Origin of the sequence: Bacteroides mucinivorans (genome assembly GCF_034654355.2) — a bacterium.
GTDB lineage: Bacteria > Bacteroidota > Bacteroidia > Bacteroidales > Bacteroidaceae > Bacteroides > Bacteroides nordii.
Genome location: NZ_CP178179.1, coordinates 2019443 through 2044334, shown reverse-complemented (window position 1 = coordinate 2044334; position 24892 = coordinate 2019443). Strand labels below are relative to the sequence as shown.

General features: G+C 42.9%; 22 protein-coding genes. 10 read left to right on the top strand and 12 right to left on the bottom strand.

Annotated elements, in window-relative coordinates:
• Positions 1 to 34 precede the first annotated feature (34 nt).
• Positions 35 to 3163, bottom strand: coding sequence for a TonB-dependent receptor (locus VCM39_RS07275; RefSeq protein ID WP_322933491.1), 3129 nt, complete (start codon positions 3161 to 3163; stop codon positions 35 to 37).
• A 256-nt stretch (positions 3164 to 3419) separates the two neighbouring features.
• Between VCM39_RS07275 and VCM39_RS07270 the strand changes: the two genes are divergently transcribed.
• The gene (locus VCM39_RS07270) at positions 3420 to 4511 is read left to right on the top strand and encodes a DUF4421 domain-containing protein (RefSeq protein WP_289292671.1); all 1092 of its coding nucleotides are present in this window, start codon (positions 3420 to 3422) and stop codon (positions 4509 to 4511) included.
• 18 nt (positions 4512 to 4529) lie between these two features.
• Here VCM39_RS07270 and VCM39_RS07265 read toward each other — a convergent pair whose 3' ends face one another.
• Positions 4530 to 6089 (bottom strand): ATP-binding protein, encoded by a 1560-nt coding sequence (locus VCM39_RS07265; protein ID WP_322933492.1) that lies wholly within the window; start codon positions 6087 to 6089, stop codon positions 4530 to 4532.
• Positions 6090 to 6197: 108 nt separating this feature from the next.
• On the opposite strand from VCM39_RS07265, the gene bioA reads away from it, so the two are divergent.
• The 5 genes from bioA (at position 6198) to bioD (ending at position 12335) form a co-directional block, all read left to right on the top strand.
• Positions 6198 to 8654 (top strand): adenosylmethionine--8-amino-7-oxononanoate transaminase, encoded by a 2457-nt coding sequence (bioA, locus tag VCM39_RS07260; protein ID WP_322933493.1) that lies wholly within the window; start codon positions 6198 to 6200, stop codon positions 8652 to 8654.
• A 108-nt stretch (positions 8655 to 8762) separates the two neighbouring features.
• Entirely contained in the window at positions 8763 to 9935 is a 1173-nt protein-coding gene (locus VCM39_RS07255) for an 8-amino-7-oxononanoate synthase (protein WP_234130226.1), read from the top strand.
• A 338-nt stretch (positions 9936 to 10273) separates the two neighbouring features.
• Complete coding sequence (locus VCM39_RS07250; protein WP_322933495.1) at positions 10274 to 10927, top strand: DUF452 family protein; 654 nt, start codon at positions 10274 to 10276, stop codon at positions 10925 to 10927.
• 2 nt (positions 10928 to 10929) lie between these two features.
• Entirely contained in the window at positions 10930 to 11685 is a 756-nt protein-coding gene (gene bioC / locus VCM39_RS07245; RefSeq protein WP_196811948.1) for a malonyl-ACP O-methyltransferase BioC, read from the top strand.
• Positions 11682 to 12335: a dethiobiotin synthase gene (gene bioD, locus VCM39_RS07240; protein ID WP_322933496.1), complete on the top strand. Its 654-nt coding sequence runs from the start codon at positions 11682 to 11684 to the stop codon at positions 12333 to 12335. Before bioC ends, bioD begins: the two co-directional genes overlap by 4 nt.
• Positions 12336 to 12473: 138 nt before the next feature.
• On the opposite strand, the gene VCM39_RS07235 is transcribed toward bioD, so the two are convergent.
• Positions 12474 to 13103, bottom strand: a complete 630-nt coding sequence (locus VCM39_RS07235) for a DUF1349 domain-containing protein (RefSeq protein WP_370866281.1) — start codon at positions 13101 to 13103, stop codon at positions 12474 to 12476.
• Between the two features lie 58 nt (positions 13104 to 13161).
• The gene (locus VCM39_RS07230) at positions 13162 to 13734 is read right to left on the bottom strand and encodes a sugar O-acetyltransferase (protein ID WP_322933497.1); all 573 of its coding nucleotides are present in this window, start codon (positions 13732 to 13734) and stop codon (positions 13162 to 13164) included.
• Positions 13735 to 13899: 165 nt separating this feature from the next.
• On the opposite strand from VCM39_RS07230, the gene VCM39_RS07225 reads away from it, so the two are divergent.
• Together VCM39_RS07225 and trxA are read left to right on the top strand one after the other, a co-directional pair.
• Entirely contained in the window at positions 13900 to 15075 is a 1176-nt protein-coding gene (locus VCM39_RS07225; protein ID WP_322933498.1) for a clostripain-related cysteine peptidase, read from the top strand.
• A gap of 267 nt (positions 15076 to 15342) precedes the next feature.
• Positions 15343 to 15825, top strand: coding sequence for a thioredoxin (gene trxA, locus VCM39_RS07220; protein WP_289292664.1), 483 nt, complete (start codon positions 15343 to 15345; stop codon positions 15823 to 15825).
• Between the two features lie 113 nt (positions 15826 to 15938).
• Here the strand turns inward: trxA and VCM39_RS07215 are convergent, their stop codons facing one another.
• The 8 genes from VCM39_RS07215 to VCM39_RS07180 all read right to left on the bottom strand — a co-directional run bounded on the left by VCM39_RS07215 (position 15939) and on the right by VCM39_RS07180 (position 22587).
• Entirely contained in the window at positions 15939 to 18128 is a 2190-nt protein-coding gene (locus VCM39_RS07215) for a glycosyltransferase (protein ID WP_322933499.1), read from the bottom strand.
• Positions 18125 to 19156, bottom strand: a complete 1032-nt coding sequence (locus VCM39_RS07210; RefSeq protein ID WP_221649441.1) for a pesticidal protein Cry7Aa — start codon at positions 19154 to 19156, stop codon at positions 18125 to 18127. Before VCM39_RS07210 ends, VCM39_RS07215 begins: the two co-directional genes overlap by 4 nt.
• Positions 19156 to 19290, bottom strand: coding sequence for a hypothetical protein (locus VCM39_RS07205; protein WP_255585496.1), 135 nt, complete (start codon positions 19288 to 19290; stop codon positions 19156 to 19158). The genes VCM39_RS07210 and VCM39_RS07205 overlap by 1 nt, the downstream gene beginning before the upstream one ends.
• Positions 19291 to 19608: 318 nt before the next feature.
• Complete coding sequence (locus tag VCM39_RS07200) at positions 19609 to 19773, bottom strand: hypothetical protein (RefSeq protein WP_322933500.1); 165 nt, start codon at positions 19771 to 19773, stop codon at positions 19609 to 19611.
• Between the two features lie 126 nt (positions 19774 to 19899).
• The gene (locus tag VCM39_RS07195) at positions 19900 to 20619 is read right to left on the bottom strand and encodes a LytR/AlgR family response regulator transcription factor (RefSeq protein WP_322933501.1); all 720 of its coding nucleotides are present in this window, start codon (positions 20617 to 20619) and stop codon (positions 19900 to 19902) included.
• Complete coding sequence (locus VCM39_RS07190) at positions 20616 to 21527, bottom strand: sensor histidine kinase (RefSeq protein WP_221649444.1); 912 nt, start codon at positions 21525 to 21527, stop codon at positions 20616 to 20618. Before VCM39_RS07190 ends, VCM39_RS07195 begins: the two co-directional genes overlap by 4 nt.
• Complete coding sequence (locus VCM39_RS07185; RefSeq protein ID WP_322933502.1) at positions 21512 to 22207, bottom strand: sensor histidine kinase; 696 nt, start codon at positions 22205 to 22207, stop codon at positions 21512 to 21514. Before VCM39_RS07185 ends, VCM39_RS07190 begins: the two co-directional genes overlap by 16 nt.
• A gap of 29 nt (positions 22208 to 22236) precedes the next feature.
• Positions 22237 to 22587 carry a hypothetical protein gene (locus VCM39_RS07180; protein WP_322933503.1) on the bottom strand — a complete coding sequence of 117 codons (351 nt, stop codon included), beginning with the start codon at positions 22585 to 22587 and terminating at the stop codon, positions 22237 to 22239.
• Positions 22588 to 22791: 204 nt separating this feature from the next.
• On the opposite strand from VCM39_RS07180, the gene VCM39_RS07175 reads away from it, so the two are divergent.
• Positions 22792 to 23691 carry a hypothetical protein gene (locus VCM39_RS07175; protein ID WP_255585498.1) on the top strand — a complete coding sequence of 300 codons (900 nt, stop codon included), beginning with the start codon at positions 22792 to 22794 and terminating at the stop codon, positions 23689 to 23691.
• Positions 23692 to 23845: 154 nt separating this feature from the next.
• Entirely contained in the window at positions 23846 to 24856 is a 1011-nt protein-coding gene (locus VCM39_RS07170; RefSeq protein WP_221649447.1) for an AI-2E family transporter, read from the top strand.
• The last annotated feature ends 36 nt before the right edge of the window (positions 24857 to 24892 follow it).

The window sequence follows — 24892 nt, the reverse complement described above, 5'->3', positions numbered from 1 at the left end:
ATTAATTAGTAGTTAGGAATTGGGAGTTAGAATCCTAAAACGTCACATTCACTCCTCCCGAGAAAGTTCTCATTGCAGGATAACGATAATAGGTCAGTCCGGTAATGCCTTGTTCCGGATCGAGCCCCTGATTACGATGAATAGTAAACAAGTTATCACTTTGTACGAAAACCTGTACATTACTCAACGACGCCCGGTTGACGAGCTGTTTCGGCAATGTGTAAGAGAGGGTAAGGTTCTTCAGCCTCATGTAGGAATTGTTCTGCAAGAAACGTGTAGAGTAGGAAGTCCAGTTATTGGAAGTAGTACCCAATGCCGGAACATCCGTATACCGATTCTCCGGTGTCCAGCGATCCAATATCTCTTTTGACCATGAACGCCCTTCGGCACTACCATTATGCAGAATCATAGTGATATCACGATTCATGATATACCCACCTACGCTATAGGCAAAGATCGCCGAAAGCTCGATGCCCTTATAAGAAAACGCTGTATTGAAACCACCATATATCTTGGGCAAAGATGACTTGTTGACATAATAATCAGTAGCATCTTTATACACATTGGTTGTACCGCGACCTATCACATTTTCATCCTTATCGAGTATATCCATATACCACAACGGATCTCCGTTTTCCGGGTCTACCCCAGCCCATTCCTTCGTATAGAAATCATAGACGGAACGCCCCTCTTTTAGCTTGTTCACCCCTACCGGAGGCATGTCTTTCAAAGGTAGTTCGGTGACTACGTTCTTGTAATGTGTCAGGTTGAAACCAAGTTTCCACATGAAATCCTTTGTATGGATCACCGTACCATTCAGCGTCAGTTCGATACCGGTATTTTTCAGTGCCCCCACATTTTCATCAACCGAACTATATCCCATAGAAGGAGCTACAGGACGTGAATAGAGCAAGTCTTTGGAACGGCGTTGGAAGAAATCAAACGAACCGGATACACGGTTGTTCCATAAAGAGAAATCCACACCCACATTGAAGTTGAGATTGGTTTCCCACTTCAGCTTCGGAGTGGCAATGCGGTCGGATACAAGTGCATTCTCCCCCAGGTTGGATACAATGGCATAAAGTCCTTTGCTGGCATAGTAAGTACCTAAGTTATCATTTCCCTGTGCTCCGTAACTGGCTTTTAAAGTCAAAGCCGAAAGCCAATCGGAAGTAGAAACCATGAAGTCTTCACGATCGATACGCCAGGAAGCTCCTACCGACCAGAAATTACCCCAGCGGGTCTCCGGTGCAAAACGGGAAGAACCGTCACGGCGGTAAGAGGCAGAAAAGAAGTATTTGTCCTGGTAATCATACAGGAACTGAGAGAAATAACCCACCAATGCATAATCAATCCGGTAACCGGAACCTCCGGTGAGTTGCGAACCAACTACCAGTTCGGGCATATTAGGTAACGCCATTTTCGTACGGGAAGCAGAAAGTTCATCATAACGGTAGGAATAAGCTTCCTGTCCAACAAGTATATTGAAGTGGTGCTCACCAATCGTCTTATCATAAGTTGCAATATTGTTCCACGTCCAGGAGAAGGTACGGGTGTTGACACGACTTGAGCCACCTCCGGTAGTGACCGAAGGACCGATAAGGGAATTTGTGAAATCGAGAGAATTGTAATTGATAAGGTCGAAATTAAAACTCGTCTTGAACTTCAAACCGGGAATAAAGGTAACTTCCAGAAAAGTACGTCCCGAAAACTCATCTTTCATCCGTTCGGACTTATCGAGCGGAAGAGTAGCGGGCAGGTTCCAGTTTGCCATAGAACCGGAAGGACGATAGGGCCCGAAATCAGGAACAGGACTTCCATCCTTATAAATGATACTTCCATCATTGGGGTTTACCTCGTAGATGGGATAGAAACCGGGCATCGTACGTCCTGCATTGATCACATTACTGGTCTTCGTATCCGAAGATACCGGATAGTTCTGCATGGAATGCGCAAAGCTCATGTTAACACCACCCTTCAGCCAGGAGGTCATTTCACTGGTGATGTTGGAACGCAGGTTGAAACGCTGATATCCGGATTCAAGCGCAATACCCTTATCATTCAGATAACCGGCGGAAAAGAAATACTGATTCTTCTGTCCGCCTCCGGATACATTGAGGTTAAGCTCCGTACGCAAAGCTTGCTGTTCCATAGCATCACTCCAATCAAAATCCCACAGAGGGGTAGCACCGTCTACAAGTTTGCCATCCGTGCCTACAGGTTGTGAATAATTGGGTCCATAAGGGTTGGGACCGTCTCCCATAAGTTTGGTTACCAGATCTTTTGACGCCTGTGCGGCGGCTGTAGCAGGAGTATAGTTCTGCGTATCCTTGGCATATTGATTGCGCAAGGCTTCCCAATAGAGTTGGAAATAATCATTTGTGCCTATACGGTCATAATCACGTACGGCACGATTGGAACCACCGAAGGAGGCTTTTACATTGACGGTTGTTTTAGAGTCTGTTTGTCCCTGTTTAGTGGTGATAATAATGACTCCATTGGCACCACGCGAACCGTAAAGAGCAGCCGAAGCAGCATCTTTCAGCACTGTCATGGAGGCAATATCATCCGGATTGATAGCGTTGACGGAACCATCAAAAGGCACACCATCCACTACATAGAGCGGTGCACTGGAAGCATTGATAGACCCGATACCACGGATACGTATCTCGGCATCCGTACCGGGTTGCCCGCTGGAAGCACTTGCCTGCACACCGGAAACAGTACCTTCAAGAGCACGCGAAACACTGGCTACCTGTAGTTTGGCTATCTCATCTCCTTTTACAGTAGAAGCGGCTCCGGTAAAGCTATATTTTTTGGCTGTGGCATAAGCTACTACCATGACCTCGTCCAGTTCCTTACTGTCGGATTCAAGAGTAACATCAATGGTACTCCGTCCGTTCACAGGCTTCTCTGCCGTCTTTAACCCTACAAAGCGGAAAACAAGTATCCCATCGGCAGGGGCAGATATAGAATATTTTCCATCGATATCGGTAATGGTACCGGTAGTGGCACCTTTTACCTGTACGGAAACACCGGGTAATGGTTCTCCGTCGGATATTACGGTGCCCGAAACACGTTTCTCCTGTTGTATGGCCGCCTGCAACGATACAGATACAACAAAGACCAGAAACGCTACTAATAGACGTAGATTGATTCTCATATTTTCTTGTGGTTTAGGATTTATTTACGTGAGGTATCTAACATTACATGGCCTTGTTTTGTTTAAGATACGAAACAAAATTTAAAGGAAGATTGCACAAACGGGAAGGAAGTATTAATTTCGCGAATGATGAGGTTAGTAGTCAGTAGCTAGTAGTTAGTAGTCAGTAGTTAGAATCTATGCAGCATATCAGCGTTGTCATTCCGAAAGGATTCTAACTACTTACTACTAAATTCTAACTACTTATTAAAATAGTATGAAACAACTTGTAATTTGTCTGTTGGTGATATTGCCTCTCTCTTTGTTCGCTCAGAATGAAGAGAGCAACATCGTCATGCCGGACAGTGTGAAGACAACCAAACGTCCCAACGGATTTATAAGAGCTTTCAACTATCTGTTCAACCCCAGTGATATCGATACTACTTATATCAGCCCCAACCGTTACAACTATGCACTGATGCTGGACCACTTCACCAACTACGAATATTATAGTTTAAGCAGTAGTACTCCCCAATCACAACGGTTACGGTTCTCTCCTAACCCCCGCAATAAGATAGGTCCCTACTTCGGTTGGCGCTGGATATTCCTGGGATGGTCTATAGACACCGACGGGCTTTATGGCAAACAGAAAGGAAAAAGAAAAGGAACGGAGTTTGATTTAAGTCTTTACAGTTCCAAATTAGGGGTGGATATTTTCTATCGACGCACCGGTAACGACTACCGGATACACAAAGCGGACGGTTTTGATGACATGCCCGATAATTATTCCGAAAGTTTTGATGGATTGAAAGTAGATATAAAAGGGCTGAATGCATTTTACGTATTCAACTATCGCCGCTTTTCCTATCCGGCAGCTTTCAGCCAAAGCACTAACCAAAGGCGCAGTGCCGGATCGATGATTGCAGGGTTCTCTATCTCAACACATCATCTGAACTTCGATCCTACCAAATTGCCGCAAACTATTCAGGAAAGCCTGAATGAAGACATGAGAGTGGAACACATCAAATACACAAATATCAGTCTCACTCTCGGTTATGCCTACAACTGGGTGTTTGCACGCAACTGGCTCGCCTGCCTCTCACTGACACCTGCCATAGCCTACAAAACCTCACGGATTGAAAAAGTACAAACAGAAACAAACGACTGGTACCAAAACTTCAACATAGATTTCATACTGCGTGCAGGGGTAGTTTACAACAACAGCAAATATTTTGCCGGGACCTCCTTTGTGGGCAGAACCTATGATTACTACCGGAATAATTTCTCACTAAACAATGGCTTTGGTACACTGCAGGTATATGCAGGATTCAATTTTTATCTGAAGAAGCAATACAGGAAAAAGCACTAAGTAATAATCTGACAACAACTACTCCACCAGCCAACGACTGATATTTCGTGTTTCGGCACTGAACTCTACTCCCACCTTCACTATTTCACGTCCATCCGCCAGATAAGGTATCAGATAGCCCCTGTCATCAATCTGCTGTAAGGCTTGTTCTGCTGTGCCATTCAGCTTAAACTCAAAGACATAAATCTGATCGGGAGTCTTTACCACAGCATCCGCCCTTCCACGGGCACTACGCACTTCTGCCTCGGTGAACTGCCCCATCAACTTGAACACCAGATAAAACACAACCTGATAATGGCGTTCTTTGTTTTCGTTCAGCTCATAAGGGAAATCGGCAAAAAACGATTGAAGACGAGTGAGGAAAGCTGCTACATCACCTGCCTGTAGTTCCTTGATGAACTTGCCAATGTAGAAACGTCGTTCTCCGTCCGGTATTGGTGTATAGAAAGGCAATATGAAATTCATAAAACCGTACTTCACTTCATCATTCGGAAAAGCCAAACGATACATCTTGAAACGCTTATCATACTCTTTTATCGTGAGATATCCACTCTGGTAGATTAACGGGATGGGATTACGTGCCTCTACCCGATATTCGGTAAAAGCGGTAGAAGATGCTTCCACGCCATCAATCAAAATGCGAAGATCGTAGTCACTCTTTTTAAGCAGTTCAACGAGAAAAGTCGGTGTCCCGGTCTGGAACCAATAATCATTAAATTCTTTTGCTTTCAGCGCATTGAGTACACTAAACGGATTGAAAACGCCCTCTCCCGCAGGATGAAAATGATAACCATCATACATCCGGGTCATCTCATCCACCGTTTCTTCATAAGTGGTATCGTTAACTCTGCCCAGCACTTCCAGCTCAGGATGGAAAGTCGAAATTAACTCATCCCGGGTAATACCACAAACAGTAGCATAGTCATACCACAGGCTGATATCCTGCAATTGGTTCAAATCACTGAATACACTTACCTGGGCAAATTTGGTCACTCCGGTAAGGAAAGCGAAACGTAGGTAACGATCGGAGCTTTTCAGTACGCCATAAAAAGCTTTCAGGGTCGTGCGATACTCATCCAGCAAAGCCTCATTCTGCATGGCCTGAAGCAAGGGCTTGTCGTATTCGTCTATCAGGACAACGACATTGCGCCCGGTTAATTCGGAAGCACGTCTAATAACTCCCATGAAACGGCTCGACAGGGTAGTTTCGTCAACTCCTTTTCCGTATTTCAGTTCCCATTGAGTTAAGTGGTTACTGAGAATGCTGTTCAGTCTTTCGGGAGTATCATACTTCTCGGCGTTCAAGTCGAGGTGCAGCACAGGGTAGGTGACCCACTCTTTCTCCAAATCTTCGATAGCCAACCCCTCGAAAAGTTCTTTCTTTCCCTCAAAATAAGCCTCAAAAGTAGACAGCAGCAAACTTTTCCCGAAGCGACGGGGACGACTCAGAAAATAAGGAGTACTGGTACTTACCATCTGCCAGACAAGCGCAGTCTTATCCACATAGAGATATCCCTCTTTACGCAACTTCTCGAAAGTCTGTATCCCGATGGGGAGTTTACGGCTTAAATCAATCATAAGGCTATTATTCTAAGTATGACATTAGTAGTACGCAAAGATAGGTCTTTATGTTCACATACTCAAAATTTCTTTGTACATTTGCCCTGTTCAAAACCTGAGAAAAGAATGAAAACGAACCGTCTGATCCATAGACCTGCCATCCGTTTCCGCTGTTGGAGCCGGAAGGGATATGCTGCCTTTGCCAGCCTGGGACACCAGGTAACCATCGGACAGTTGCATCTCAATGTGACGGAACGTTCGCTCGCCAAGCAGAAAGCTGCTCAAACTATCCCTTATCATACATTTATGACACTTGAAGAACTTAAAGACCAGGTGCTGCAAGGCGTTGATATCACGCCCGAACAAGCGGCCTGGCTGGCTAATACAGCCGACAGGGAAGCGCTATATGCGGCTGCCCATGAGATTACCGTCGCCCGTGCACAGCGCGAATTCGACATGTGTTCCATCATTAATGCCAAGTCCGGACGTTGCCCGGAAAACTGTAAATGGTGTGCACAATCCTCCCATTACCAGACAAAAGCTGAGGTCTACGACCTCGTCAGTAAAGATGAATGCCTCCGACAGGCACAATACAACGAAGCACAGGGCATAGCCCGGTTCTCACTCGTCACCAGCGGACGAAAACCCTCCCCGAAACAACTTATTCAACTCCGTGATTCCACCCGCTACATGCGCAGGCATACTTCCATTCAGCTATGCGCCTCCTTAGGGCTCCTCGAAGAAGATGAATTACAGGTACTCTACGACGCAGGTATCACCCGTTATCACTGTAACCTGGAAACAGCGCCTTCCTATTTTCCGAAACTTTGCTCTACGCATACGCAAGAGCAGAAACTGGCTACACTCAATGCTGCACGCCGGGTAGGTATGGATATCTGCTGCGGCGGCATTATCGGTATGGGAGAGACACTGGAACAGCGTATTGAATTTGCTTTCACCCTCCGGGAACTTGGGGTACAGTCCATCCCGATCAACCTACTCAGCCCGATCCCTGGTACCCCACTGGAACACGCAACACCGCTGACAGAAGAAGAGGTATTGACCGCTATTGCACTTTTCCGTTTTATCAACCCGACAGCCTATCTGCGCTTTGCCGGAGGACGTTCACAACTCTCTCCGGAAACTATGAAACGGGCTTTACATATCGGCATCAACTCGGCTATCGTGGGAGATCTACTAACTACACTCGGCTCAAAAGTTTCGGAAGACAAGCAGATGATTTGTGCAGCAGGATACGAGATAAAAGAAGGGAGAAGGGAGATGGGAGAAGGGAGAAGGAAAGAGAGGGAGGATGAGTTCGATCGGGAACATTTGTGGCATCCTTATACTTCGACCACGAATCCATTGCCGGTATATAAGGTAGAACGGGCAGAAGGGGCTACGATTACGCTGAGTGACGGGCGGGTGCTTGTAGAAGGAATGTCGTCGTGGTGGTGTGCGGTACATGGATACAATCATCCGGTATTGAATGAAGCAGTACGGGAGCAGTTGGAGAAAATGTCGCACGTAATGTTTGGCGGACTGACACACGATCCGGCCATTGAATTGGGAAAGCTGTTGCTCCCTCTGGTTCCTCCTTCGATGCAGAAGATATTCTATGCAGACTCCGGATCGGTGGCAGTAGAAGTAGCACTGAAAATGGCCGTGCAATACTGGTATGCCGCCGGGAAGGCAGAAAAGAATAATTTCGTTACCATACGCAGCGGATATCATGGTGATACATGGAATGCAATGTCTGTTTGTGACCCCGTAACAGGGATGCACTCGCTGTTCGGATCAGCACTGCCGGTACGTTATTTTGTACCTCAACCCACCTCACGTTTTGATGGCGAGTGGAATCCGGAAGATATTCTCCCTCTGAAAGAACTGATAGAAACACGTTCCGACGAGCTCGCCGCACTTATCCTCGAACCGATTGTACAGGGGGCAGGCGGTATGTGGTTTTACCATCCCCGGTATTTACAGGAGGCAGCTAAACTTTGCCGTGAGCACAATCTGTTACTTATCTTTGATGAAATAGCTACCGGCTTCGGACGTACAGGAAAGCTCTTTGCCTGGGAACATGCCGGAGTAGAACCGGATATCATGTGCATCGGCAAGGCACTGACCGGAGGATATATGACACTGTCTGCCGTATTGGCAACCAATGAAGTGGCAGATATGATTTCCAATCATGCACCGGGAGCTTTTATGCACGGCCCTACGTTTATGGGGAATCCGCTGGCTTGTGCCGTAGCTTGTGCTTCGGTACGCCTGTTATTAGAGTCCGGTTGGCAGGAAAATGTATACCGTATCGAAGAGCAACTGAAGCGAGAACTGGCTCCGGCACGTTCACTTCCGACCGTAGCAGATGTACGGGTATTGGGTGCTATCGGGGTTATTGAAACACATCAGCCGGTAGACATGGCGTACATGCAACGGAGTTTTGTTGAAGAGGGTATCTGGGTACGTCCTTTCGGAAAATTAGTATACCTCATGCCCCCGTTTATCATCACGCCGGAACAATTAAGTAAACTTACGAGTGGAGTTATCAAAATAATGAGCAGATTAGTAGTTAAGTAGTAAGTAGTCAAGTAGTTAAGTAGTCAAGTAGAAATGACTCGTCTAATGTATTCTACTTACTACTTAACTACTTGACTACTTAACTACTAATTAATAAATTAAAGAATTATGACCACCATCGAACAGATGCAACAAGAGTTGCAGGAACTGAAAGAGAAAAGCAATCTACGAAAGCTTCCTGCCATTACACACAAAGGCAGAAATGTTATTGTAGACGGGCAGCGGATGCTGAATCTCTCTTCAAACGACTATTTAGGATTGGCAAACGATAGAAAACTGCGCCAGGAGTTCCGGGAAACCCTGACCACGGAGACTTTTTTGCCTACCTCCTCCTCTTCACGTCTGCTGACGGGGAACTTCAGTATTTATGATCGGTTGGAGCAGCAACTTGCCGATGACTTTGGTACCGAAGCGGCATTGACATTCAACAGCGGATATCATGCCAATACAGGTATTCTGCCGGCAGTGAGCAATACACACACGCTCATCCTGGCAGACAAACTGGTACATGCCAGCCTGATAGACGGCATACGCCTATCGGCAGCAAAATGTATCCGGTACCGTCACAATGAATACAACCAGTTGGAACGTCTGTTGCAAGTGAATCATTCGGAATACGAACGCATTATCGTCGTCACCGAAAGTATCTTTAGTATGGATGGTGACGAAGCCGATCTCCGGGAACTGGTTCGTTTGAAAAAACAATATCCCAATGTACTGTTGTATGTAGATGAGGCTCATGCCTTCGGAGTACGCGGACAGAGAGGACTGGGATGTGCAGAAGAGCAGGATTGCATCAACGATATCGACTTTCTGGTAGGTACATTCGGTAAGGCGTTAGCTTCGGCAGGAGCCTATATCGTCTGCCGGAAAGTAATACGGGAATACCTTATTAACAAGATGCGTACTTTCATCTTCACCACGGCATTGCCTCCAGTGACAGTACAGTGGACCTCCTTCATGCTGGAACGTCTGGCAGGCTTCCGGCAAAGACGTGAAACTCTGCGGTTCCTTAGTAACCAACTCAGGGAAGCCCTGAAAAACAAAGGATATGACTGCCCTTCAACCAGCCACATCGTGCCGTTGATAACAGGAGAAAGCTGTGTGGCCATCCGGAAGGCGGAAGAACTACAACGCAAAGGATTCTATGCTTTGCCCGTACGCCCACCTACGGTACCGGAAGGTACCTCACGTATCCGATTCTCGCTGACGGCAGAGATCAGGGAAAGTGAAATGGAGAAATTAATAAATGAAATATCAAAAGACGAAAAGCCTGTTTAAATTTTCCTCAAAAAGAAGATGCTAAGATGCCAACTGTTACTCCCGTTTTGTCTGAATATATAAGTTTAAACGATATGGAATCCACCTCAAACAGAATCGCATTATTTTACATACAGTTTTCTCCCCAAGCCGTACGCCTTGCCCGGCTCCGGGGAGGAGGTAGCCCGGCTCCGGGGAAGAGGTTCTTCGGCACCGGGGAGCAGGCTGTTCGGCTCCGGGGAGAAAAGCGTTCCGTAAACCCTTTAATAATCAGCGCATTACAGAGATAAACTTTAGTATTCCGAACAGTGCAACAATAGTAATATTACACAACATTATTTTAAGTATCGCATCTACCTATGAACCAATATATCCATACGTCAACAAATCAGAAACAAGATCGCCTTCTCCTGTTCTTCGCAGGCTGGGGAATGGATGAACGCCCTTTCATACAATATACACCCCGTGAAAGCGATTTTATGATTTGCTACGATTATCATACACTCGATTTCGACACTTCCTCGGCAGCCCGTTACTCCCATATCGACGTTGTGGCATGGTCTATGGGAGTCTGGGCGGCCTCACAAGTACTCTCACGCATTACACTTCCTGTCAACGGCAGTGTCGCGATCAACGGTACCCCCTTCCCTATCGACGAGAAACGGGGTATTCCTCCCGCCATTTTCGAAGGAACATTAGAGGGTTTGAACGAAGTATCCCTTCGGAAATTCCAGCGCCGGATGTGCGCCAATGGAAGTGCTTTTGACAGCTTCCGCCACATTACTCCCCAACGGTCAGTAGAAGACCTGAAAGAGGAACTCGCCACCATTGCCCGGCAATATCGGGAACTTCCTCCTGCCGGTTTCTCCTGGAAGAAAGCCATCATCGGTGAAAACGACCGTATCTTCCCTCCCGCCAATCAACATACTGCCTGGGAAGAGACTTCCGCTTCCATCCTCCATGGTAACGAAGCTCATTATGACGAATCACTCTTTACGCAATACCTGAAATGAATATGGACAAGAATCTGATAGCCGAACGTTTCTCTAAAGCAATCGGTACTTATACGCGGGAAGCAAATATACAGCAACAGATAGCCGAAAAAATGATCCATCTCTTACAGCAATATCTCCCTCCGACCCCGTTGGGGAAAGTGGTAGAATTTGGTTGCGGCACAGGCAATTACTCCCGGCTGCTCTATCATACTCTGCAACCGAAGCAACTTCTCCTGAATGATATCTGCCACGACATGCAGACCTGCTGTGAGGACCTGCTCAATCGGGGCGTAGGCTTCCTTGCCGGAGATGCCGAAACACTCGCATTTCCCGAAGATACGGAACTTATCACCTCCTGCTCTACCCTTCAATGGTTTGAAAACCCGGAACACTTTTTTCACCGTTGTACGAACTATCTGAGTAGAAACGGGTATTTCGCTTTCACCACTTTCGGGCAAAAGAACATGGAAGAGATACGTAGTACCACCGGTCACGGACTTACCTACCGTTCGCTCCGCGACCTGAAGGCTTCGCTCGCCCCTATGTACGATATCATTTATGCAGAAGAAGAGGTACTTCCCCGTACCTTCACCAATCCGCTGCAAGTACTCTATCATCTGAAAGAAACAGGAGTTACGGGTACCGGTAAACACCATTGGACACGGCGCGAACTAAACCGTTTCTGCGAGGACTATCCCCGCCAATCCGGTAACAACCGCTCCGTGACACTTACTTATCACCCTATTTATATCATCGCAAAAAAGAAGAAACAATGAAACAGAATGTATTTTTTGTATCCGGCATTGACACTGATGCCGGAAAGAGTTATGCCACCGGTTTCCTGGCCCGCGAACTCAATAAGAACGGAAAGCGTACTATTACCCAGAAATTTATTCAGACCGGCAATGTAGGTTATTCCGAAGATATTGACCTGCACCGCCGTATCATGAGAATTCCTCACACCGAAGAAGATCGTGAAGGACTCACTATGCCGGAGATTTTCTCCTATCCGGCTTCGCCGCATCTTGCCTCGCAATTGGACAAGCGCCCCATAAACTTCAACAAGATGGAACAAGCCACCGCCGAACTCAGCCACCGTTATGACATCGTTCTGCTCGAAGGTGCCGGCGGACTGATGGTACCGTTGACCGAAGAGTTGCTGACTATCGACTATGTAGCCCAAAAGGGTTACCCGCTCATTTTTGTTACCTCCGGCAAGTTGGGAAGCATCAACCACACATTACTCAGCTTTGAAGCCATACGTAACCGGGGGATCCATCTTGATACTGTGATGTATAATCTGTATCCCACAGTAGAAGATAAAACAATACAAGAGGATACGCAAAGCTTTATCAGAAAGTATATGGAAAAATACTTCCCGGACACTCGATTTATACTTGTGCCGGAAATAAAGCTCCGGAAATAAAGTATCTTCTATGGCACACAGGATGAAACAGATGACAACGGATCATCCATTCCATCCTGTGTACCCATGAAAGCATAACACAGTTTTGATACAATTACTCCTTCGTACTACTCTCTATGGTGAAACATAATTGAAGTTTTACTTTTGCTTCTTTGCCCATTCCAACCGACGTGTATCAGGCAATTGTTTCACCTGAAAATCTTCAAAGATAGCTTCAAATCCCGTACCATCAGGACATGCTCCCATTAATCCTACCATTACCGGACAGTTATCTTGTAACCAACAGGTACGCATCATCGTATACTTCTTATCATCCAATGAGAAGAATATTTCTACGGCATCCAGCTTTCTGACAGCTTTTATCCAGATAGAACGAGGAGCTTTATCCAACTCTACCACACTCCAGTCACTTGTTTTATGTGTCACCACAGCACTCACATTCTGTTTACCATTCACATACTCCACACCTGCTTTTATCCAGTTCTCATGATCCACACGAATCATCAGTCCCATTTGGTCAAAAGTAGTCACATAGTTTCCCGTTATTTTAACTTTCGCTTCAAACTCCCCACCGTAAAGAGCATAGTAAAAAGGTGCATCATCTACCGTAAAACCATAATGGGATATTCTCCAATAATCCGTTTTCGGAGGGACTATCATTGAGACAGTACGTGCATCCCGTATCTCCCATTTATCAGGTTCATTAAACCAATTCATCTTTTCAAGACTTTGTGCCATAATTGTTTGATATTGCACAGCAAATGTCATAAACAGACCAGCTGCAAGTAAAAAATGTTTCTTCATATTCCGTTTTATCTAAAGTATTTTATTTCAGTTCGTCTTCGGTAAGTTCCCGAATCACTTTACAGGGATTTCCCACAGCAACGGCATTGGCGGGAATATTCTTTGTCACCACACTTCCGGCACCTATTATGCTATTATCGCCAATCGAAACTCCCGGAAGTATCACTACATTACCACCAATCCACACATTATGCCCTATTGCTACCGGACAGGCATACTCCCAACCGGCTATGCGCCGTGTCACATTTACAGCATGTCCTGCCGTATAAATACTCACATTAGGAGCCAACAGTACATTATCTCCAAAAGTCACCAAAGCCTCATCTAATATCGTACATCCCATATTGGCATAAAAATTCTCACCGACACGAATATTATAGCCATAATCGCAACGGAAGGGTTGTTCGACCAGCAATTGCTTTCCGGTAGCACCCAAGAATTGCTTCAGTATTTCAGTACGTCTTTCCATGTCCGACGGACGCAAATTGTTGTATTCAAACAAAACGTCTTTTGCCCGGGCACGATCTTCTACCAACTCGTCACAGAAAGCCAAATAGGGTTCACCTGCCAGCATTTTTTCTTTATCTGTTTTCATTTCTTTATACTTCGTGATTTGTGGGAAACTTGTATAGGAACAGCAAATATAAATGAATAAATAGAATAGTAACCCACATTCCCTCCCTATATTTTCCTTATTAGAGAAATATTTCTTACGTTTGTATCTGAAAGACAAATGTATTGTTATAAAAAGAAGAAGATAATGACCTACCCACTGAAAGTAATGAAACGTTTTTTGCTCCTTATACTGTTAATCATTCCCTTGGCATTTACATCATGCGAACAGGAGGATTGGCCTGTCAAAACAGATCAGACCGTACTCATGTATCTTCCATGGTCCAGCAATCTTAAATCTTACTTCGAAACCAATATATCGGACTTTGAGAGTGTAGTACAACGAAACATACTCAAGAACGAAAGGGTTGTAGTGTTCTTCTGTACTTCGCCCACTGAAGCAGTACTCTTTGAGTTGGCATATGATAATGGCAAATGCATACGCAAACCTCTGAAAATTTATCATAACCCCGCTTTCACTACGGCCACAGGCATTACTTCCATTCTGAATGATGTTAAAACCCTCGCTCCTGCCAACCGCTATGCCATGACAATCGGTTGTCACGGAATGGGATGGATTCCTGTACCAACCACACAGGCGCGAAGTATAGGCCAAAAGAAACACTGGGAATATGAAGGCGTACCTATGACACGCTATTTCGGTGGATTAAGTCCTGAATATCAGACTAACACCACCACTCTTGCAGAAGGGATTGCAAATGCCGGAATAAAAATGGAGTATATTCTCTTTGATGACTGCTACATGGCTTCTGTAGAAGTTGCCTATGATCTGAAAGAAGTTACCGACTATCTGATTGCTTCCCCTTGTGAGATTATGGCTTACGGTATGCCTTATGCTGAGATTGGTCCGCATCTGTTGGGTAAAGTCGATTATGAAAGTATATGTGATGCATTCTACGAGTTCTATAAGAACTACGAAGAAATGCCTTGCGGGACAATCGGAGTAACGGTATGTTCCGAGTTGGAAAATTTAGCTGCTACAATGAAAGAAATAAATAACCAATATACTCTTCCTTCCTCTTCATTATATACCATACAGACAATGGACGGGTATACCCCCACCCTCTTTTTCGACTGTGGGGACTATGTAGCGAAACTCTGTACAGACGTCGGCCTATTGGCACGATTTGAAGAACAACTGGAACGTACTGTTCCCTATAAAAGGCATACCGATTATTACTACACCATGAACAAGGGAAAGATTAAAATCAATACATTCTCCGGTACAACAATCTCAGATCCAAGTACTAACCCCTATGCCATTGAAAAATATCAGACTGCGTGGTACAAAGCGACTCATTAGTCTTTTTTATATACATAAATAGTTTATAAGCGTTTATAATCCCCACCTCAAAACATTTACGTATACTTTTAAAACTATTACTCAATTCTGATGAAATATCCTACAAGAGTCTGGTGGAAGTAAAATAACAGGATAATTCTTGAGAAAAGTTTTTATGAAGAGCGTTAAAAGGGAAAAATCGCCAAACATTTCAGCTAAATTGTCATTTATATATATGTTTGACAGCACTATCTTTGCAACAGTAAAAACAATAAAAAAAGGAAGTATATGAAATCAATTAAAACCTTAACTGCAATTTTTGCCCTCACACTGACTTTTATAGCAACAGCCTGTGCAGGTAATAAAGACAATAAAAGTGCTAATTTTCAAAAAGAACAAAGCAATATGGAAGTAATAGCATTAACTAAAGCAGACTTTTTAAAAAAAGTATATAATTACGAAGCCAATCCCAATGAGTGGAAATTTGAAGGCAATCGTCCTGCGATCATCGATTTTTACGCGACATGGTGTGGTCCTTGTAAAGCAATGGCACCCATTTTGGATAATATAAGTAAAGACTATGCCGGGAAAATAGATGTATATAAAATAGATGTGGATAAAGAGTCTGAACTCGCCGGAACATTCGGTATCCAAAGTATCCCCACCTTATTAATGATTCCAGTAAAAGGAGAACCAAAAATTTTACAAGGAGCAATGCCCAAAGATCAGCTGATTAAAATAGTAGACGAGTTTCTATTAGAAAAGAAATAAAAAATGGAAGCTATATAGAAATAATCATCTGTAAATAAAAACGCCCATATATAGTGCCTCGTTAAAATATATTATAATGAGGCACCATATATATGGTAACAGAGCATTACTCCTCACTCCAAAGACATCCTTGCCATGAGATAGCAAGTAGTAGATTCGGCTCCCTGATTCAAGTTAACATTATTCTCTTCCAACCCGTCATAACAGCCTCCTGTAGCAGGATTGTAAACTATCTGATGCAGTTGATTGTGCCCCAAAAACCAATTAAAGGCAATTCGCTGTCTAATTAGGTATTCTTCTTCCGGAAATACCCGATAAAAAACAGATAATGCAATGACACACCCTGCCACATCCACCGGCTGTTCACCATATTTATGGCATTCCTTTTCCTTATGCATCCAGCCCTGGTTGGAAACTACCCGGATATGATCTTCAGGAAATAGTTTCTCCAATAAAAAATCGAACGACTTTCGTGCTATCGTCTTATATGTGTCGTCTTCCGTTGCCAGATAAGCCAGTAACATCGCCTCGGGCAGAATACTGTTATCATAAGTGAGGTAAGTCTCAAACCAGTTCCATTTGCCCTTTGCCGTCAACCGGTAGCACCGAGCCAGCTTATCTGCCGATAACCGGATCAGTTCTTGTACCTCATCAGAGGGGTACATCAGGTTATAATAATACAAACCTTTGAGTGCAAAAGCTATGCTACGGGGAGACTTCATCCATCTGATCTGCTGAAAAGTATTTTGAAGCACTACCCGAGCTTCTTCTACCCAAGAGTCCGGAAAAAGCCTGCCATAAAAAATAAAGTATCCCAGTGCCCAAATACCCCGGCCATTGGAATCTTCAAGTCCTACCACTTTATTCTGATTTGTGAAGGTATGATTCTTATCTATATAATTCAGAAAAGAACCATCCGGTTGCTGGCAGTAGCAGATAAGTTCAAGATAAGTTTTAATATACCGAGTACAAGATCCGTTTATCCCGGAAGCGACAATCTGGCACAGTGCAATCAACGCACGCGCATTGTCGTCCAGTGTATAACCCGTTTTTAAATCGGGACGGTTTCCCTTTGCAAATTGTACAATTCCCCACTGACGGGTCATCCGCAATATATGACGAATATTAATCGGCGGCAAAGAGTAGACAAGAGGTTCTCTCTCTTTTTCACCGATAGTACGAAATAATAAAGCATAGGCAATGGCTGAGTTTTCCCAGGCAGTACCGGCTGTTTTTTGCAAGCCGGCAATCTGCATCTCCGAACGCGATGCCTCATCGGCAAGCAAACGATTAACCGCAATGGCCAGTTGAGCAGAATCTTTGAAATCGAAGATGACACCGGATTCATCACTCAACAATTCCAGTGCGTGCGGTATAGGCGTAGCCACAATAGGGCATCCGCAACTCAGTGCATAAACAAAAGTGCCGCTTACCGCCTGGCAAGGATCGCTGGAGGTGAAGAGATAAATATCAGTAAGTTGCAGATATTCCAATAGTACCGGAAGCTCAAGATAGCAATTGACAAACCGGACATACTCTTCCAGTTCCAGATTGGCAACCTGCACTTTAAGCATTTCACGATATGCCTCTCCTTCTGCCTTAAGCACCATAGGATGTGTTTTCCCTATGATGAGAAACAATACAGTGGGATTCTTTTTCACAATCTCCGGCAGGGCTTTCAGCGTAGTTTCAACACTCTTTCCGGCACTCAGCAGACCAAAGGTAGAGAGTATCCTCCTACCGGAAACATAATATATTTCCTTTAATTTCTTCTTATCGCGAAGTGAAACCAAATGAGTACCATGGGGGATAACTGTCAGCTTCCCGGTAGGAACATGGTATTCTCTTTCAAGAATACTATAAGAAGTATACGTCATCACCACAAGAGAATCACAGGCAACCGCCATACGCCCTATATAGGCGTACAACCCAGAAGAAGGATGGGATAGCACCGTATGGAAAATTAAAACTACCGGTTTACACAATTGTTCCAACAATTGCAGGAAGGCCATTCTATTCTCATGAAACAGTCCGAACTCATGTTGTACAAGTATCATCTCCACTTCCCGCTCTGTATTCAGTTGTACAGCAAGTGCACCAAAGGCAGCAGCGTCTGATGTATCCAACGTATATTCCACCTCTTTTGAATAAACATGCTTTTCTGTATCGGATTCTACCGCACACACTTTTATAGAATAAGAATCACCAAATTTAGTCATTATATTCCGAATCAGGTCTTGTGCAAAAGTAGCAATACCACATTCACGAGGAGGATAAGTAGTTATGCATATTATCTTTTTCATTTAATTTGACTTATTAACTCATTCAATAACTCAGTCAGTTGTACCGACACACAAGCCACTTGTTTATCAGCCGCTCCATAGTAGATATAAAGTGTATCGCCAAACGAAGCTGAACCCGTAGGGAAACACACCCGGCTGACTACACCGGAAAGTTCATATCCGATTGTAGGAGAAAATAAAGGATACGGCAAGCGTGCCAGTTCAACGGACGGATCGTTTATATCCAGCAAGGCAGCACAAGCAGAGTACACATATCCGGCAGGAGTATCATATACACTGTGGTATATCAGCAGCCAGCCGACAGGTGTTTCTATGGGAGGACATCCTGCACCAATATAACTTGACTCATGCTCATAGAGAGGAGCCAGCAATATATGAGATGCAAAATTCAAGAAGTATTGTTTCCAGAAGGCTACAGTAAGTTCTTCCAATTGCTCTACAGCTACAAACTGGATGTCGGGACGGATCCGGTGCATAAAATAAAACTTCCCGTTTATCTTACGGGGGAAAAACACCAGATTTTTATCCATTAGATACAAAGGTTTCCCTTTGTCATTTACGGCTTCCCGTTTGTTATAGGAACGATAATACTTGGCTATAACAGCCGGTTGCGAACGAAGTAACTCCTTAAAACGAGGATACGTAATCTGAGAAGTGAGAACTCCTTTTTTCTCAAAATGTTTTAGGTCAGAAGAGACAGCCCAAGCACCTACAGCACTGAAACCGTCATAAGCTGTATAGGTTAAATAATAAATGTCTTCAATCTGTACGATACGGGGATCTTCCACCCCCTGACATTCATACGGAAACTCAGGCACCAGCAATGGAACAGTATTCCTTTCTACCACCTTCAAGGGGCCCTCAAGACGACAGTAACCAATGGTGGAATGATTACCCTCTCTCACGGCACGATAGAACATATGTACCGTATTTCCTTCGGCAATTACTGCCGGATTCATCACACTTTCATTTTCAAACTCAAGAGAAGTCGTTTCAAGTATTACGCCTTCCCTTTTGATTTTTACCATTAAGTTTTGGGCATTACGAACGTTTTGCTTTCACTCTTACTTTGTTTCTCTCTCTGATACTCAGTCAGAACTTTTGAGCCTGCTTTGTCTGACTTCTCTTTCTTGGCTTCTTTTTTTCTTTCTTTACCTTTCATGATTCATTTTTTAGAATAGTTTATACTGAGGCGGGATAAAATAGGCGGGAGTCTATTCTTCATATCCTGCAAGATACGGTGATTAAAACAGTAAATACCATAATGTGTTGATTATTGTTCTTTTATAACATTCGTTGGCTGAATTAATCATGGAAGAATGTGAATACATAACAATGGGGTGCTCAGTACCAATACATCTCTCTGCACAAGATACACTTCAAAAAAACTAATTCCATCTATAGACCCTAATGTTATTTCCCGCTTTGATCAGGATTCAATATTTTATAGTATTTAATACGTTCTCCCCAAGGACGGTATTCAAAAGGAAAAACGTGTTGTTGTTCTGCCCATCGGTTCCACTTCTTTTCCAAAGCTCTTACTTTCAATAATATTAGGATGTTCCTTGTCCGGAACAGTGCCGGCAACTGTACTACCTCCTATTAAAGACAACAGTAAAGAACTTATCAAAAACTTATTCTTCATAGTATACTATTTTTGTTCTGACAAAATTATGATACTTTACCTGCTTATATGTTCTAATTTAGTTATTTTATTATCCAATATCGTCTAAACGTATCACCTTTTCAAAGAAACAATATACAAACAAACTTATCTGATTCTCTTTCGTAATACAAACTCTTCAAAAAAAGCATCACGGTAACTATTACCGATAGCTATCTCGTTGGATTTAATAAAGATATCGTTATTATCAAAAGAATCAATATGCCGGGTATTAACTATATAAGACTTATTTACCCGAATAAAAGTGTTTTCCGGTAAAAGGTCGAAAACTGCTTTCAGAGTCATGCGGGTAATAATACGCTGGTCGTCAAGTTGTAGAATTACATAGTCTTTTAGCCCTTCAATAAAAAGAATATCAGCAAAGTTCACTTTAAAGTAACGGCGGTCTGCCTTGACAAAGAAGTATTCAGCAGCTTTAATGGTTTCAATAGCCTCTTTTTCTTCTTTCAATAAAAGTAAGTGATAGGAAACGGCTTTGTCAACAGCTTTTCTAAAGCGTTCCGGTTCAATGGGTTTGACAAGATAATCAACAGCATCTACCTCATAACTATCAAGGGCATATTCTGTATAAGCAGTAGTGAAAATAACAAGTGTCTTCCTGGAGATGGTACGGGCAAACTCAATACCGGTAATACCGGGCATCTGAATATCCAGAAAGATAAGATCAACCGAATACTCTTCCATGAAACGGGAAGCAGACACCGCGCTGTTGAAAGTTCCCATAAGATTGAGTACACCGGTATCTGCAATCAGCAATTCCATCGCCTCTCGCGCCAGTGGTTCATCATCTACAATAATACAATTCATAAATCCAAATATAAAATTACAGTATAGTTTTCTTTGGTTTCTTTTCTCTCTAAAAGATAATGCCCGGGATATAACAAAGTCAATCGGCGACGGATATTTGCAAGTCCGATACCTCCTACCCTACCTTTCTCTTTCACTATAACCGGCTTTGAGTTTTCACACTGAAACTCCAGATGCGCGTCACAAACTTTAAAAGAAACATGAACATAAGAAGGATTCTCACTGTCTGAATTGTGCTTCACTGCATTTTCTACAAAAGGAATAAACAATAAAGGCGGAAGCCAGACAGAATCGATGTCTCCCTCTTGGATAAGGGTATACTCAAACTTGTCACGACGTATCTTTTCAAGATTCAGATAATCATTCAAAAAACGAATATCAGAGCTAAGAGAAACATTCTCACGAGAGCTATCATTCATCTGATAACGCAATAAATCCTCCAATTTAAAAAGTATCCAATGCCGAAATAGCATAATAGCAGCCGTACCGGCAGTAATAAAACCAATTGTGAGAATTCCGGAAAAAGCATTGACGAACATAGCAAAACTACCGGGATACTGACTGGGCATCGCAGAAGCATATAGTATATCCTGATAAACAACCGTGATAAGTATAGCAAGAAAAATCACTCCCAGGACCGTGAGCAAATAAAGTCCTAAGCGATTCTTTTGCAAAAATCGGGGAACCAGCCAATATATGTTAGTATAAATTACAAAATCGATTGTAGCCCAATAAATAACCCATCCCAATAAACGATGCAGGATCGTAAGAGACTGCAAAGGTTCGTACCAAAGTACATTTACGGTTATCAGTAAAACCACAAGCTGTAGTAGCAGATGCCGGTAAAGCCTACAACGAGGACCTAACAAGAAATCGGAAACAACCCCATCATCTATTTTCTTCTCCATACCTCACCTCCTCTCAACTCCAGATGAATATTTTCCTTTTCTAATTGCAGATCATAATACTGCCCGTATTGGAGATCAAGCCTTTGTCTGATTCGCTCTAATCCTCGTTCGTCACCTACAAAGAAATCAATGCCCGGACAGGAACAGACAAATATAATATCGTCGACATCAGCCTTCAGACGGATATGTACAGATATAAATGAAATGCCCTGTTCACACATCTGCTCTACCGCATATTGCACAAAAGGAATGAAAAGCAAAGGAAGAACAAAGATACAATTCACATCTCCATCCGAAGAGAGGCTATACTCAAACCGCTCCGAACTTAATTGTTCCAACGTCAGATAATTAGTGAGAAAACTTATTTCACTTCCAAGCAGCACCTTTTCTCTACTGCAATCATACAGCTGATAACGTAGTAATTGGCTAAGTTTCATTAACATCTTTGAAGCTTTGATCGGATCAATAAGAGCCAGATGCCCCGAACGGTTTAATATTTTAAATAAAAGTGAGGGGCCGACTTGTTCTTTCAGTTGTTCTACCTCTGATAAAACATGTGCTTTCTCCAACTGTGCAATACGCTGATTATTAACTATCCATAGTTTCAATAAAACAGTCATAGAACCTCCTACCATACAAAGTGTAGTCATCAAGAGTGCAGAAATATAATCTATCAACATGATTACAGTAAAAAAGGGTTGTGACGCTTTTATTTGTGGCCAAAAAGAATAAACAATGTATTCTTGAAATCACTTACAGTACCCATCTCCGGTTTATCTGTCAATTGAACCGTAGCATAAGGAATGGGATGACGGGATGCACCATCAATAACTATTCCACGGATGATCTGTACAGGAGCCCGCATTGCCTTCTCCTGACCAAACACACAAACAGACACCAATAAAGCTATTCCTAATAAAATCCAGCCGCCACTCCGTCGAAGTTTCTGTGATAATTCATCACTTACAACCTTTTTTAAAGATTTCAACATCCGGCTACAATCGTCTACATTCATATCAGACTGTATGGACATAGCCGCCAGTAATTCTGTCTTATTCATTCTTTTTGTTTTTTTAATTCTGCTGCGAAGGTAAAGCAAGATAAAAACTGATCTTCGGAAATGAGACATACAGTGTTATTTTGTAGACAAGGAGAGAATGTCAAGAGACATTAGAATCAACATATATGAATATTTTTTCTTTTATCAATTGGATATAGAACAAAAATATTTAACTTTACCCACAAGACAAGCCAAACAGTATATATGGAAAAACTAAATACATTAAAGCAATATGTATTGCCATTCATACGTGTCAACACGTTAATGACAGGCAGCTGGATCATTCTGGTAACTCTGTTCAGAATGAGTGGATTGGAAATTCCCTCAAGTTTATCGAAACAATATGGGACTCTCATTTTATTTGGGATCAGTGCACTCATCAGCTTCTTATGGATTTACTGTCCTCACTTCAAAGAATTGTACCGTAACTCGGAAAAGAATGACAACATCGGATTACCTGTAGGCTCATTGGGAATGGCAATCTGTATGCTTATGTTTGCAGAGACACAATATTCTCATGCAGCCATAGCATATTTTACATCAATAGCCGCATTTATCCTCTTTCTGTACTGGGACTTATACAAAATGAGACTAAGGAAACAAAAAAGACAAACAGAAAGAACACGAAGAAACTGTATACTCACACAGAATAAAGTATCCAATAACAAAATAATATTAGTAGAGAAGGTGGATAGCAACGAAATTGAAACATTAGTAAAAGATTTCTGCGCCATGTATAATAAAGAAAAGGACAGAGCTATTATCAAGATACAAAAATTCACTAACAAAGCGCATGTACTAAGCTTTCCTTACGATATTGATTTCGATACCTATTGCTATCTTTTCAACTATATAACTTATCCGCTGAATATAAAAAACAGACCGTTTGTCACCGGCTGGTATCCTGTTTCTAAAGAGGAAGAAAGTATGTTTTATATTCCCTTTAATGAAAGAGAAAAAGACAATGTCTATTATGTAACCCCCGAAGGTAAAAACTACAAAGTAGATTTTGGTACAATGAAACCTTTACGAACAGAAAGCGTACAACCTTATGGTCCGCTTCCCACAATGATAGAAGATTGGGTAAAAGCAGATATGGATTGATATCTTCCCCATATCTATAAATGACAGATGGTTAGTATCTCCCTATTTTATTACCACAAACCAGCCGGGAAAAACAATATTCGTCATAGAACCTCCATAATCTCAAACCTTTATAGCTCATTTTGCGTTTATATTTATGATAAAACATTAAACTATGAGTACAAAAGAGCAATATTGGAAATTTTCACTTATCGCTATTATTATTGGATTAGGAATCATCCTGTTCAAACAGATCACTCCTTTCCTGGGTGGTCTTCTGGGAGCATTGACTATCTATATTCTTGTTAGAAAACAGATGATGCACCTCACTGAAATACGAAAGATAAAACGAAGCATTTCGGCTCTGCTGATCACTGCCGAAGCTATTTTATGTTTTCTGGTCCCTATTTCACTTACCGTGTGGCTCATAGTCAACAAATTGCAGAATTTCAATCTGGACCCACAATCTATCATTGCTCCCATTGAAGAGATGGCAGGTATTATCAAAGCCAAAACAGGTTATGATGTATTGGGCAGTGATACTGTGTCGTTTATTGTTTCGGCTCTTCCCCGCATCGGGCAAGCTGTAATGGGGGGCATCAGTAGTTTTGCCATCAATCTGTTCGTACTGGTATTCGTACTATATTTCATGTTGATAGGTGGCAGCAGAATGGAAGCCTATATCAACGATATTCTTCCATTCAATGCCACAAATACGAAACATGTGATACATGAAATTAATATGATTGTACGCTCCAATGCCATTGGAATTCCACTTCTTGCAATTATACAAGGAGGAGTGGCTATGATTGGTTATTTCATTTTCGGAGCTCCCGATGCCTTGTTACTTGGTTTCTTAACCTGTTTTGCCACAGTTATCCCAATGGTAGGCACGGCTCTGGTATGGTTTCCTGTAGCTGTATATATGGCAGTTACAGGTGATTGGTTCAATGCCATCGGACTGGTAGCCTACGGAGGCATTATTGTTTCGCAGCTTGATAACCTGATACGTTTCATCCTGCAAAAACGAATGGCAGACATCCATCCGCTCATTACTATTTTCGGAGTAGTCATTGGCCTCTCTCTATTTGGATTCATGGGAGTCATCTTCGGTCCTTTACTTTTATCCTTATTTTTCCTCTTTGTTGATATGTTCAAGCGGGAATATCTGGATGGACGAAAATAACCGAATGGTAAAACAGTGAATCTCCCGAAAAATTGC